The sequence below is a fragment of the Stenotrophomonas sp. genome (assembly GCF_050737075.1).
GTDB lineage: Bacteria > Pseudomonadota > Gammaproteobacteria > Xanthomonadales > Xanthomonadaceae > Stenotrophomonas.
Genome location: NZ_JBOHXV010000021.1, coordinates 23,855 through 36,138, shown reverse-complemented (window position 1 = coordinate 36,138; position 12,284 = coordinate 23,855). Strand labels below are relative to the sequence as shown.

Below are 12,284 nucleotides of genomic sequence, written 5' to 3'. Positions count from 1 at the left end.
TGCACGACGCCTGACACCCGCCGGCTGCTGCCGGCGCTGCAGGTTCTGGTTCTTAACGATTTGGTATCTGCTGAGGTCGGCCGATGAAGGCGACGGGTAATTTCGAAGCGGCGCGTGACGTCGACCCGATGGTGGTGTTGAGCGACAAGACGCGCGCGCACATCGATCACTGGCTGTCCAAGTTCCCGCCGGACCGCAAGCGCTCGGCCGTGCTGCAGGGTCTGCACGCCGCGCAGGAACAGAACGCAGGCTGGCTGACCGACGAGCTGATCGCCGGCGTGGCCAAGTACCTGGACCTGCCGCCGGTGTGGGCCTACGAAGTGGCCAGCTTCTACTCGATGTTCGAGCTGGAGAAGGTCGGCCGCCACAACGTTGCCTTCTGCACCAACATCAGCTGCTGGTTGAACGGCGCCGAGGACCTGGTTGCGCATGCCGAGAAGAAGCTCGGCTGCAAGACCGGCCAGTCCACCGCCGATGGCCGCATCTACCTCAAGCGTGAAGAAGAATGCCTGGCCGGTTGCGCCGGTGCGCCGATGATGGTCATCAATGGCCATTACCACGAGCGCCTGACCGTCGAGAAAGTCGACGAGCTGCTGGACGGGTTGGAGTAAGACATGGCACATCATCACGCACCCCAGGGTCCGGTCGGTCCCGCACCGCTGCCGCACCAGGTGGTCTACACCACCTTGCACTACGACACCCCGTGGTCGTACGAAAGCTACCTCAAGACCGGTGGCTACGCCGCCCTGCGCAAGATCATCGAAGAGAAGATCTCGCCGGAGCAGGTCATCGAGATGGTCAAGCAGTCGAACCTGCGCGGCCGTGGTGGCGCCGGCTTCCCGACCGGCCTGAAGTGGTCCTTCATGCCCAAGGGCACCATGCAGAAGTACATCCTCTGCAACTCGGACGAATCCGAGCCGGGCACCTGCAAGGACCGCGACATCCTGCGTTACAACCCGCATTCGGTCGTGGAAGGCATGGCGATCGCCTGCTACGCCACCGGCAGCACCGTGGGCTACAACTACCTGCGGGGTGAGTTCCACCACGAGCCGTTCGAGAACTTCGAGCAGGCGCTGGCCGACGCGTACGCGAACGGCTGGCTGGGCAAGAACATCCTGGGCAGCGGTGTCGACATCGACATCTACGGTGCCCTCGGCGCCGGCGCCTACATCTGCGGCGAAGAAACCGCGCTGATGGAATCGCTGGAAGGCAAGAAGGGGCAGCCGCGCTACAAGCCGCCGTTCCCGGCCAACTTCGGCCTGTACGGCAAGCCGTCGACGATCAACAACACCGAGACCTATGCCTCGGTGCCGGCGATCATCCGCAACGGTCCGGAGTGGTTCCAGGGCCTGAGCCTGACCAAGAACGGCGGCCCGAAGATCTTCTCGGTCTCCGGCTGCGTGCAGCAGGGCGGCAACTTCGAAGTGCCGCTGGGCACCACCTTCGACGAGCTGCTGGAAATGGCCGGTGGCCTCAAGCCGGGCCGCACCCTCAAGGGCGCAGTGCCGGGCGGCGTGTCGATGCCGGTGCTGAAGGCCGAAGAGCTCAAGGGCCTGCAGATGGACTACGACACCCTGCGTGCCCTCGGCACCGGTCTGGGGTCGGGCGCCATCGTGGTGCTGGACGACAGCGTCTGCTGCGTCAAGTTCGCCTGCCGCATCAGCCAGTTCTTCCACAAGGAATCCTGTGGCCAGTGCACCCCGTGCCGCGAAGGCACCGGCTGGATGCACCGCGTGCTGGAGCGCATCGTCGCCGGCAAGGCGACCATGGAAGATCTGCACCAGTTGAAGGCAGTGGCCGGCCAGATTGAAGGCCACACCATCTGCGCGTTCGGTGAAGCGGCGGCATGGCCCATCCAGGGCTTCCTGCGCCAGTTCTGGGACGAATTCGAGTACTACATCGTCAACGGTCATTCGATGGTCGACGGCAAGAAGGTGGAGGCAGCCGCCGCATGAGCGCGCAACCCAACAATCCTGGTGGCACCCCGGCGATCGTGCCGGAAGGGCATGTGACCGTCGAGATCGACGGCCAGTCCCTGGTCGTGCCCAAGGGCTCGATGATCATCCAGGCCGCCGACAAGGCCGGCATTCCGATCCCGCGCTTCTGCTACCACGAGAAGCTGCCGATCGCGGCCAACTGCCGCATGTGCCTGGTGGACGTCGAGAAGTCGCCGAAGCCGGCGCCGGCCTGCGCCACCCCGGTGATGGATGGCATGAAGGTCGCCACCCGCAGCGAGAAGGCCCTCAAGTTCCAGCGTTCGGTGATGGAGTTCCTGCTCATCAACCACCCGCTGGACTGCCCGATCTGCGATCAGGGCGGCGAGTGCGAGCTGCAGGACGTCTCGCTCGGCTACGGCCGTTCGGTGAGCCGCTTCAACGAGCGCAAGCGCGTGGTGCCCGACGAGGACATCGGTCCGCTGGTCGCCACCGAAATGACCCGCTGCATCCAGTGCACCCGCTGCGTCCGCTTCACCGCCGACGTTGCCGGTACCTATGAACTGGGCGGCATGTACCGCGGCGAAAACCTGCAGATCGGCACCTACGACGGCAAGCCGCTGACCACCGAACTGTCCGGCAACGTCGTCGACGTCTGCCCGGTCGGTGCGCTGACCAACAAGGTGTTCCAGTTCCGCGCCCGTCCGTGGGAACTGACCGCACGCGAATCGCTGGGTTACCACGACGCGATGGGTTCGAACCTGTTCCTGCACGTGCGCCGCGGCGAAGTGCTGCGTTCGGTGCCGCGCGACAACGAACTGGTCAACGAATGCTGGCTGTCCGACCGTGACCGTTATTCGCACCAGGGCCTGTACAGCGCCGACCGCGCCGTCAAGCCGCTGCGCAAGGTCAATGGCGAATGGCAGGAAGTGAGCTGGGCCGAAGGCCTGGCCGCCGCCAAGGACATCCTCACCGCCAACCGCGGTGACGACCTGGGCGTGCTGGTGCACCCGTCGGCCTCGAACGAGGAGGGCGCCCTGCTGGCCCGTCTCGCCAGCGGCCTGGGCACCACCAACATCGACCACCGCATCAACAACCGCGACTTCTCCGACGCCGCCACTGCCGACGTCTTCGGCCTGTCGCTGGCCGAGATCGAAGGCGCCGACAGCATCGTGGTTCTGGGCAGCAACATCCGCCACGAACTGCCGCTGCTGCATGCCCGCCTGCGCAAGGCGCAGACCACGCGCAACGCGAAGATCCACGCGATCAACCCGGTGGATTTCGATTTCGCCTTCAAGCTGGCCGGCAAGCAGATCGTGGCCCCGTCGAAGTTCGTCGATGCCCTGGGCAACGCCGAACTGCGCCAGGCCGTGACCGGCAACGCCGTGCTGATCGTCGGTGGCATCGCCGAAAACCACCCGCAGGCTGCCGCGATCCGCGCCGCCGCGCGTGACTTCGCCGCCGCCACCGGTGCCAAGCTGTGCCGCATCCCGCAGGGCGCCAATGCCGTGGGTCTGACCCGCGCTGGCGTGCTGCCGGCCGGCAAGGACGTCAACGCCATGCTGGCCCAGCCGCGCAAGGCGTATGCCCTGTACGGCATCGAGCCGGGCCTGGACTTCGCCGACGCCGCCGCTGCCCGCAAGGCACTGGCCGGTGCGCAGGTGGTGGCCTTCAGCCAGTTCGCCTGCGCTTCGACCCGCGACGTGGCCGACGTGATCCTGCCGATCGGCGCACTGCCGGAAATCGACGCCACCCTGACCAACCTCGATGGTCGCGAGCAGTCGGCACGCGCCGGCGGCAAGCTGCCGGGCGAGGCCCGTGAAGGCTGGCGCGTGCTGCGTGCGCTGGGCGGCGAGCTGGCCCTGGCCGGCTTCGAATTCACCGACCTGGCCGGCCTGCGCGCCAGCCTGGCCCCGGTCAGCGTCAACGTCTCCACCTCGGCGGCAACGCAGGTGGCGGGCGAGGGCCTGGAAGTGGCCTCGACCGCCGCGATCTACCGCACCGACGCGGTCGTCCGCCGCGCCCAGGCGCTGCAGTCGCACCCGCTCAATGCCGCGCCGCGCATCGTGCTCAACGCCGATGACGCCGCCCGCCTGCAGCTGGTGGAAGGGCAGATGGCCAAGGTCGGCACCGATGCCGGCAAGGCCACCTTGCCGGTGGTGGTCGACGCCCGCGTCGCTGCGGGCGCGGTCTGGATTGAATCGGGCCACGGTGCAACCGCACCGCTGGGTGCCGCACGCGTAACGGTGGTGGCTGCATGAACGAATTGCTGTTGAACGCGGTCGACCCGCTCCACCAGTGGCTCCTGGGCCTGGGTGAAATCGGTGCGCTGCTGTGGATCGTGCTGAAGATCCTGGTGATCGCCCTGCCGGTGATCATCTCGGTGGCGTTCTACGTCGTCTGGGAGCGCAAGCTGATCGGCTGGATGCACGTCCGCCACGGGCCGATGTACGTGGGCATGGGCATCTTCCAGGCCTTCGCCGACGTCTTCAAGCTGCTGTTCAAGGAAATCATCCAGCCGGCGAGCTCGCACAAGGCGATGTTCATCCTGGCGCCGCTGATCACCCTGGCACCGGCCTTCGCGGCCTGGTCGGTGGTGCCCTTCGACGCGCAGATCGTGCTGTCCAACGCCAATGCCGGCCTGCTGTACCTGCTGGCGATGACCTCGCTGGGCGTGTACGGCATCATCCTGGCCGGTTGGGCATCCAACTCCAAGTACGCCTTCCTGGGTGCCATGCGCGCCTCGGCGCAGATGATCAGCTACGAAATCGCCATGGGCTTCGCCCTGGTCGGTGTGATGATCGCGGCCGGCAGCCTGAACCTGAGCGGCATCGTGATGGCGCAGGCCGGCAACTCCGGCTTCTTCGACTGGTTCCTGATTCCGCTGTTCCCGCTGTTCGTCGTGTACTGGGTGTCCGGCGTGGCCGAAACCAACCGCGCGCCGTTCGACGTGGTGGAAGGCGAATCGGAAATCGTCGCCGGCCACATGGTCGAGTACTCCGGTGGTGCGTTCGCGCTGTTCTTCCTGGCCGAATACGCCAACATGATCCTGATCAGCTTCCTGATCTCGATCTTCTTCCTCGGCGGCTGGCTGAGCCCGTTCCAGGGCTGGATCACGGCAGACATCTCGCCGTGGATCGACTGGATCTGGAAGGGTGGTGCCCCGTGGCTGCTGCTGAAGGTGTTCTTCTTCGCCAGCGCCTACATCTGGTTCCGTGCCAGCTTCCCGCGCTTCCGTTATGACCAGATCATGCGTCTGGGTTGGAAGGTCTTCATCCCGCTCACCATCGCGTGGATTGCTGTTACGGCTGTGATGGTGTTCTACGGCGTGATCCAGAAGGGCGTCTAAGTGATGAATCGAATTACCCATTACTTCAAAAGCCTGCTGCTGCTTGAGCTGCTCGGGGGTCTGTGGCTGACCCTGAAGTACGCCTTCAAGCCGAAGTACACCTTGATGTACCCGATGGAAAAGTTCCCGCAGTCGCCGCGTTTCCGCGGCCTGCACGCGCTGCGCCGTTACCCCAACGGCGAAGAACGCTGCATCGCATGCAAGCTGTGCGAAGCGGTGTGCCCGGCGCTGGCCATCACCATCGATTCGGCCAAGCGCGAAGACGGCACCCGCCGTACCACCCGCTACGACATCGATCTGTTCAAGTGCATCTTCTGCGGCTTCTGTGAGGAAAGCTGCCCGGTGGACTCGATCGTCGAGACCCACATTCTCGAGTACCACTTCGAGAACCGTGGCGAGAACATCGTTACCAAGCCGCAGCTGCTGGCCATCGGTGATCGGCTTGAAGCCGAAATCGCCGAGCGTCGTGCCGCCGATGCCGCTTTCCGCTGAGGTCGCATGATGGATTGGGTAAATATTTTCTTCTGGGTCTTCTCCATCGTGGCGGGCATTTCCGCCGTGGCGGTGATCAGCGTGCGCAACCCGGTGTATGCCGTGTTGTGCCTGATCCTGACCTTCTTCTCCGTGGCCTGCATCTGGATCCTGGTCGGGGCCGAGTTCCTGGGCGTGGCCCTGGTGCTGGTCTACGTCGGTGCGGTCATGGTGCTGTTCCTGTTCGTGGTGATGATGCTCGACATCGACGCCTCGAACCTGCGCGAAGGCTGGGTGCGCTACCTGCCGATCGGGCTGATCGTGGCGGTCACCATGCTGGTGCAGATGCTGATCCTGATCGGCGTGAAGGGCAGGGCGGTCAACCCGTTCCCGGCCGACAACGCCGCCGCGCTCGCCGCCGACAGCTCCAACATCACCTGGCTGGCGCGCAGCCTGTTCACTGAATACCTGCTGCCGTTCGAGTTCGCCGCCGTCATTCTGACCGTGGCCGTGGTTGCCGCCGTGATGCTGACCCTGCGTCGCCGCACCGGCCTGAAGACCCAGAACCCGACCGAGCAGACCATGGTCAAGGGCCATGACCGCCTGCGCGTGGTCAAGATGGATGCCGAAAAGCCGGTGGTCCACACCCTCACCAAGCCGTCCAGCAACGAGGAGGCCAACCCATGATCACCCTCGGTCATATCCTGGCCCTTGGCGCGCTGCTGTTCTGCATCAGCCTTGCCGGCATCTTCCTCAACCGCAAGAACATCATCGTGCTGTTGATGTCCATCGAGTTGATGCTGCTGTCGGTGAACATCAATTTCGTCGGGTTCTCGCGTGAAATGGGTGATACGGCCGGACAGCTGTTCGTCTTCTTCATCCTGACCGTGGCCGCGGCCGAGGCCGCGATCGGCCTCGCGATCCTGGTAACCCTGTTCCGTACCCGCCGCACCATCAATGTCGGCGAAGTCGATTCGCTGAAGGGCTGATCCGTAGATGGAAATTACTCTCTCCAAGAGTCTGTTGATTGCAGTGGTGCTTGCACCGCTGCTCGGCAGCATCATCGCCGGCCTTTTCGGTCGCCAGGTGGGCCGCGCAGGCGCCCAGGCCGTCACCATCCTCGGTGTCGGCGTCAGCTGCCTGCTGTCCAGCTACGTGTTCTACCAGCTGCTGTGGGGCGGCGCGCAGCCGTTCAACCAGAACATCTACACCTTCTTCGAAGTCGGCCAGTACTCGGCGCATGTCGGTTTCATGATCGACAAGCTGACCGCCATGATGATGGTCGTGGTCACCTTCGTGTCGTTCCTGGTGCACGTGTACACCATCGGCTACATGCAGGATGACCCGGGCTACCAGCGGTTCTTCAGCTACATCTCGCTGTTCACCTTCTCGATGCTCACCCTGGTGATGAGCAACAACTTCCTGCAGCTGTTCTTCGGCTGGGAAGCGGTGGGCCTGGTGTCGTACCTGCTGATCGGTTTCTGGTTCAAGCGCCCGACCGCCATCTTCGCCAACATGAAGGCCTTCCTGGTCAACCGTGTGGGTGACTTCGGCTTCATCCTCGGCATCGCCGGCGTGCTGTGGGTGTTCGGCACCCTGGACTACGCCAGCGTGTTCGCCAATGCGCCGATCCTGGCCCATCCGGAAGCGCAGCTGCAGGTGTGGTCGGGCACGATCAACCTGTTCGGCCTGACCTCCTGGCAGGTGACCGCCGAGCCGGTGATCTGGTCGATCGCCACCGTCATCTGCATCTGCCTGTTCATCGGCGCCATGGGCAAGTCGGCCCAGGTTCCGCTGCACGTGTGGCTGCCGGACTCGATGGAAGGCCCGACCCCGATCTCGGCCCTGATCCACGCTGCGACCATGGTCACCGCGGGCATCTTCATGGTCACCCGCATGTCGCCGCTGTTCGAGCTGTCGCAGACCGCGCTGAACTTCGTGCTGTTCATCGGTGCCACCACCGCGTTCTTCACCGGCCTGATCGGCATCGTGCAGAACGACATCAAGCGCGTCGTCGCGTACTCCACGCTGTCGCAGCTGGGTTACATGACCGTGGCGCTGGGCGTGTCGGCTTACTCGGCCGCCGTGTTCCACCTGATGACCCACGCCTTCTTCAAGGCGCTGCTGTTCCTGGGTGCGGGCTCGGTGATCATCGCCATGCACCACGAGCAGGACATGCGCAAGATGGGCGGCCTGCGCAAGTACATGCCGATCACCTTCATCACCATGTGGATCGGTACGCTGGCCCTGGTCGGTACGCCGTTCTTCTCGGGCTTCTACTCGAAGGACACCATCATCGAGGCGGCCGAGCACCACGCGCACATCTCCTCGAGCTGGGTGGCCACCTATGGCTACTGGGCCGTGCTGGGTGGCGTGATCGTCACCAGCTTCTACAGCTTCCGCCTGCTGTTCCTGACCTTCCATGGCAAGGAACGCTTCCGCGACGCGCATCATGACGACGCGCATGGTCACGACCATGACGATCACCATGCCGCCGACGCGCATGCCGATGCCCACGCTGCCGATGCCCACCACGGCGACGCGCACCATGACGACCACGACCACGGCCACGGCCATGGCCACGGTCCGCATGAGCCGCACGAAACCCCGTGGGTGGTGACGCTGCCGCTGATCCTGCTGGCGATCCCGTCTGTTCTCATCGGTTTCTTCAGCATCGGTCCGATGCTGTACGGCACCGACTGGGCCGGCCACCATGCCGAGCACGGCATTCCGGGCCAGGTGCATTCGTTCTTCACCGGCGTGGTCGATTTCTACGACCCGGCGCGCAACACCATTGGCGCCCTGGCCGAAGAGTTCCATGGCCCGGTGGCATTCGCCCTGCACGGCATGATGGCTCCGGCCTTCTTCCTGACCGTGGCAGGCTTCCTGCTGGCCGCACTGTTCTACCTGTGGAAGCCGGAACTGGCGACGAAGGCCCGCAAGACCTTCGCCCCGCTGGTGTCGGTGCTGGAGAACAAGTACGGATTCGACAAGCTCTGGATCGGCGGTTTCGCCGGTGGCGGCATCAAGCTGGGCAAGGTTTCGCGCGCGATCGACACGAACATCGTCGATGGTGTGGTGGTCAACGGTTCGGCACGCCTGATCGATCTGGCGGCCAACCTGCTGCGTCGCACCCAATCCGGTTTCCTCTATCACTACGCCTTCGCGATGATCATCGGCCTGATTGCCCTCCTGGGCGTCCTGATGCATTACCTGCGTTGATGACCTGTACGGAATAAGAAGACGTGTCGAACTGGCCTCTACTCAGTGTTCTCATCTGGCTGCCGATCCTCGGCGGTGCCTTGATCCTTGCCATCCGTGATGCGCAGACCGCCCGCTGGGCGTCGCTGGGCGTGGCGGTGCTGACCTTCGCGGCCAGCCTGTTCCTGCTCAGCGGTTACGACGTGAGCAACGACGCGCTGCAGTTCGTCGAAACCCGCGCCTGGATCCCCGCCTACGACATCGGCTACAACCTGGGTGTGGATGGCATCGCCATCGCGCTGATCCTGCTCACCACGCTGGTCTCGGTGCTGGCGCTGATCGGCGCCTGGAGCGCGATCGACAAGCGCGTCAACCAGTACGTGGCCGCCTTCCTGATCCTGGAAGGCGTCACCGTGGGCATCTTCGCCGCCACGGACGCGATGCTGTTCTACGTGTTCTTCGAAGCGATGCTGATCCCGATGTTCCTCATCATCGGTGTCTGGGGCGGCCCGCGCCGCATCTACGCCGCGCTGAAGTTCTTCCTGTACACCTTCCTCGGCTCGGTGCTGATGCTGGTGGCGCTGATCTACCTGTACCTGAAGGGTGGCAGCTTCCAGCTGGCCGACCTGTACCAGCTGCAGCTGTCGGCCCAGGAGCAGACCTGGATCTTCTTCGCCTTCCTGATCGCCTTCGCGGTCAAGGTGCCGATGTTCCCCGTGCACACCTGGCTGCCGGACGCGCACGTGGAAGCGCCCACCGCCGGTTCGGTGATCCTGGCCGCCATCGCCCTGAAGATCGGTGGTTACGGCTTCCTGCGCTTCAACCTGCCGATCGTCCCCGACGCGTCGCAGGAATGGGCATGGCTAGTGATCACCCTGTCGCTGATCGCCGTGATCTACGTTGGTCTGGTCGCCCTAGTGCAGGACGACATGAAGAAGCTGATCGCCTATTCGTCGATCGCGCACATGGGCTTCGTCACCCTGGGCACCTTCATCGCCCTCTGGCTGGTGCGTGACGCCGGCAACCCGGACGCCGCCCGCCTGGGCCTGCAGGGTGCGATGGTGCAGATGGTGTCGCACGGCTTCGTGTCCGGTGCCATGTTCTCCTGCGTCGGCGTCCTGTACGACCGCATGCACAGCCGCCGCATTGCCGATTACGGCGGCGTGGTCAACGTGATGCCGTGGTTCGCCACCTTCGCCATGCTGTTCTTCATGGCCAATGCCGGCCTGCCGGGCACCAGCGGTTTCGTGGGCGAGTTCATGATCATCATGGCCAGCTTCCAGCGCAATCCGTGGCTGGCACTGGCGGCAGCAAGCACGCTGGTCATCACCGCCGCCTACACGCTGTGGCTGTACAAGCGCGTGTTCTTCGGTGAAGTGGCCAACGCCCATGTTGCCGAGCTGAAGGACATCAACGGCCGTGAATGGCTGGTGTTGGGTGTGTTCGCCGTGGGTACGCTGGCTCTGGGTCTGTACCCGAAGCCGCTGACCGACCTGATGGAGCCCTCGATCGCGAAGCTGGCGATGCAGATCGCATCCAGCAAGCTGCTGTAATCGGGCCGTCGAGAGTATTGATTCCAGGATTTGATGATGACCACCTCGCCGCTGTTGCCATTGACCGCCGCTGACCTGCCGCCGCTCGCTCCCGAGCTGGTGCTGATCGGCAGCGCGTTCACCCTGTTGATCCTCGATCTGTTCATCAGCAAAGAGAACAAGATCTGGACCCACCTGTTCTCGGTCGCCGCGCTGGCGGTCGTGCTGTTCATGCTCGCCACTGGTGTGGGCGGGCAGGGCGAGGTCTTCCACGGCATGTTCGTGCGCGACACCGCGGCCGACGTGATGAAGACCGTGATCGTGCTCTGCAGCGGCCTGACCCTGGTCTATGGCTGGAGCTACCTGCGCGAACGCGATCTGTTCCAGGGCGAAATCCCGGTGCTGATCCTGTTCGGCACCGCCGGCATGATGATCCTGGTCTCGGCCGGCAGCCTGCTCATGGTGTACCTGGGCCTGGAACTGCTGGCGCTGTGCTCCTACGCCCTGGTTGCCAGCAACCGCGACAACGGCCTGGCCACCGAAGCGGCGATGAAGTACATCGTGCTGGGTTCGCTGGCCTCGGGCCTGCTGCTGTACGGCATGTCGCTGATCTACGGCGCCACCGGTTCGCTGCACCTGGACGCCATCAATGCGGCCATCCCGCATACGGACGAGAAGGTGCTGCTGCTGACCGGCGCGGTATTCATGATTGCCGGCGTGGCCTTCAAGCTGGGCGCCGCACCGTTCCACATGTGGCTGCCCGACGTGTACCAGGGTGCCCCGGCTCCGGTTGCGCTGTTCATCAGCTCGGCCCCGAAGCTGGCCGCATTCGGCATGGCCTACCGCCTGCTGGAAGTGGGCGTGGGCCCGCTGTCGCCAGAATGGAAGTACCTCATTGGTGGCCTGGCGGCGCTGTCGCTGGTGATCGGCAACCTGATGGCGATCGCGCAGACCAACCTGAAGCGCATGCTGGCGTACTCCACCGTGTCGCACATCGGCTTCCTGCTGATGGGCATCGCCGGTGGCGGTGAGCGCGGCTACGCGGCGGCGCTGTTCTACGCCCTGAGCTACGCGATCATGTCGACCGCAGCCTTCGGCGCCATCATCGCGCTGTCGCGCAATGGCTTCGAAGCCGAGAAGATCGAAGACTTCAAGGGCCTCAACGCACGCAATCCGTGGATGGCAGGCCTGGTCCTGTGCATCATGGCGTCCATGGCCGGCATCCCGCCGTTCCTGGGCTTCTGGACCAAGCTGGCGGTGCTGGGCGCGGCCGTCGAAGGCGGCATGCTGTGGCTGGCCCTGCTGGGCGTGATCTGCGCCGTGATCGGTTGCTTCTACTACCTGCGCGTCATCAAGGTCATGTACTTCGATGAGCCGGTGGGCGAGCCGCTGCCGGCCAACAACGACCGTGTGGTGGGCGTGGTGCTGGGCGTGAACGCGCTGGCGCTGCTGGCCTTGGGTCTTGCGTGGAACCCGATCATGGTCTGGTGCCAGCAGGCTTTTGCGCATCTTGCATAAAAAACGATACAAAACTGCGCAAGTAGTGTAATATTCGTCTCCTGAGTTGTTGATGCAGCGGTTTCGCCAGAACATCGTTGCTGCACCGGAACTGGTACTGATCACTGTTAGTGATCGACCGGGTCTAATCCAACTCAAACACTTCCGTTGCGGGGTGGAGCAGTCTGGCAGCTCGTCGGGCTCATAACCCGAAGGTCGCAGGTTCAAATCCTGCCCCCGCTACCATATCGACCCGGTGCAAGCCGGGTGATGGACGAATCAAGCGATCCCGGCAACGGG

General features: G+C 64.2%; 10 protein-coding genes and 1 tRNA gene. All 11 read left to right on the top strand.

Features of this window, described 5'->3' with window-relative positions:
* The first annotated feature begins 83 nt into the window (after positions 1-83).
* The 11 genes from nuoE to ACREPD_RS07530 all read left to right on the top strand — a co-directional run bounded on the left by nuoE (position 84) and on the right by ACREPD_RS07530 (position 12,230).
* Positions 84-611 (top strand): NADH-quinone oxidoreductase subunit NuoE, encoded by a 528-nt coding sequence (nuoE, locus tag ACREPD_RS07580; RefSeq protein ID WP_070207226.1) that lies wholly within the window; start codon positions 84-86, stop codon positions 609-611.
* Positions 612-614: 3 nt separating this feature from the next.
* Positions 615-1,955, top strand: a complete 1,341-nt coding sequence (gene nuoF / locus ACREPD_RS07575; protein WP_431598746.1) for an NADH-quinone oxidoreductase subunit NuoF — start codon at positions 615-617, stop codon at positions 1,953-1,955.
* Positions 1,952-4,195: an NADH-quinone oxidoreductase subunit NuoG gene (nuoG, locus tag ACREPD_RS07570; RefSeq protein WP_431598745.1), complete on the top strand. Its 2,244-nt coding sequence runs from the start codon at positions 1,952-1,954 to the stop codon at positions 4,193-4,195. The genes nuoF and nuoG overlap by 4 nt, the downstream gene beginning before the upstream one ends.
* Complete coding sequence (gene nuoH / locus ACREPD_RS07565) at positions 4,192-5,283, top strand: NADH-quinone oxidoreductase subunit NuoH (RefSeq protein WP_431598744.1); 1,092 nt, start codon at positions 4,192-4,194, stop codon at positions 5,281-5,283. Before nuoG ends, nuoH begins: the two co-directional genes overlap by 4 nt.
* Before the next feature lie 3 nt (positions 5,284-5,286).
* The gene (gene nuoI / locus ACREPD_RS07560; RefSeq protein ID WP_017355930.1) at positions 5,287-5,775 is read left to right on the top strand and encodes an NADH-quinone oxidoreductase subunit NuoI; all 489 of its coding nucleotides are present in this window, start codon (positions 5,287-5,289) and stop codon (positions 5,773-5,775) included.
* A 6-nt stretch (positions 5,776-5,781) separates the two neighbouring features.
* Positions 5,782-6,441, top strand: a complete 660-nt coding sequence (locus ACREPD_RS07555) for an NADH-quinone oxidoreductase subunit J (RefSeq protein ID WP_431598743.1) — start codon at positions 5,782-5,784, stop codon at positions 6,439-6,441.
* Positions 6,438-6,743, top strand: a complete 306-nt coding sequence (gene nuoK, locus ACREPD_RS07550) for an NADH-quinone oxidoreductase subunit NuoK (protein ID WP_068853402.1) — start codon at positions 6,438-6,440, stop codon at positions 6,741-6,743. Before ACREPD_RS07555 ends, nuoK begins: the two co-directional genes overlap by 4 nt.
* Positions 6,744-6,750: 7 nt before the next feature.
* The gene (gene nuoL, locus ACREPD_RS07545; protein WP_431598742.1) at positions 6,751-8,976 is read left to right on the top strand and encodes an NADH-quinone oxidoreductase subunit L; all 2,226 of its coding nucleotides are present in this window, start codon (positions 6,751-6,753) and stop codon (positions 8,974-8,976) included.
* Between the two features lie 23 nt (positions 8,977-8,999).
* Complete coding sequence (locus ACREPD_RS07540) at positions 9,000-10,508, top strand: NADH-quinone oxidoreductase subunit M (RefSeq protein WP_421570576.1); 1,509 nt, start codon at positions 9,000-9,002, stop codon at positions 10,506-10,508.
* Positions 10,509-10,544: 36 nt separating this feature from the next.
* Complete coding sequence (gene nuoN / locus ACREPD_RS07535) at positions 10,545-12,005, top strand: NADH-quinone oxidoreductase subunit NuoN (protein WP_421570577.1); 1,461 nt, start codon at positions 10,545-10,547, stop codon at positions 12,003-12,005.
* A gap of 148 nt (positions 12,006-12,153) precedes the next feature.
* Positions 12,154-12,230 (top strand) — tRNA-Met (locus tag ACREPD_RS07530).
* The last annotated feature ends 54 nt before the right edge of the window (positions 12,231-12,284 follow it).

What these genes read in the sequence shown, in the direction of transcription:
- nuoE (WP_070207226.1), top strand. Translation starts at nt 84, where the DNA reads ATGAAGGCGACGGGTAATTTCGAAGCGGCGCGTGACGTCGACCCGATG.
- nuoF (WP_431598746.1), top strand. Translation starts at nt 615, where the DNA reads ATGGCACATCATCACGCACCCCAGGGTCCGGTCGGTCCCGCACCGCTG.
- nuoG (WP_431598745.1), top strand. Translation starts at nt 1,952, where the DNA reads ATGAGCGCGCAACCCAACAATCCTGGTGGCACCCCGGCGATCGTGCCG.
- nuoH (WP_431598744.1), top strand. Translation starts at nt 4,192, where the DNA reads ATGAACGAATTGCTGTTGAACGCGGTCGACCCGCTCCACCAGTGGCTC.
- nuoI (WP_017355930.1), top strand. Translation starts at nt 5,287, where the DNA reads ATGAATCGAATTACCCATTACTTCAAAAGCCTGCTGCTGCTTGAGCTG.
- ACREPD_RS07555 (WP_431598743.1), top strand. Translation starts at nt 5,782, where the DNA reads ATGATGGATTGGGTAAATATTTTCTTCTGGGTCTTCTCCATCGTGGCG.
- nuoK (WP_068853402.1), top strand. Translation starts at nt 6,438, where the DNA reads ATGATCACCCTCGGTCATATCCTGGCCCTTGGCGCGCTGCTGTTCTGC.
- nuoL (WP_431598742.1), top strand. Translation starts at nt 6,751, where the DNA reads ATGGAAATTACTCTCTCCAAGAGTCTGTTGATTGCAGTGGTGCTTGCA.
- nuoN (WP_421570577.1), top strand. Translation starts at nt 10,545, where the DNA reads ATGACCACCTCGCCGCTGTTGCCATTGACCGCCGCTGACCTGCCGCCG.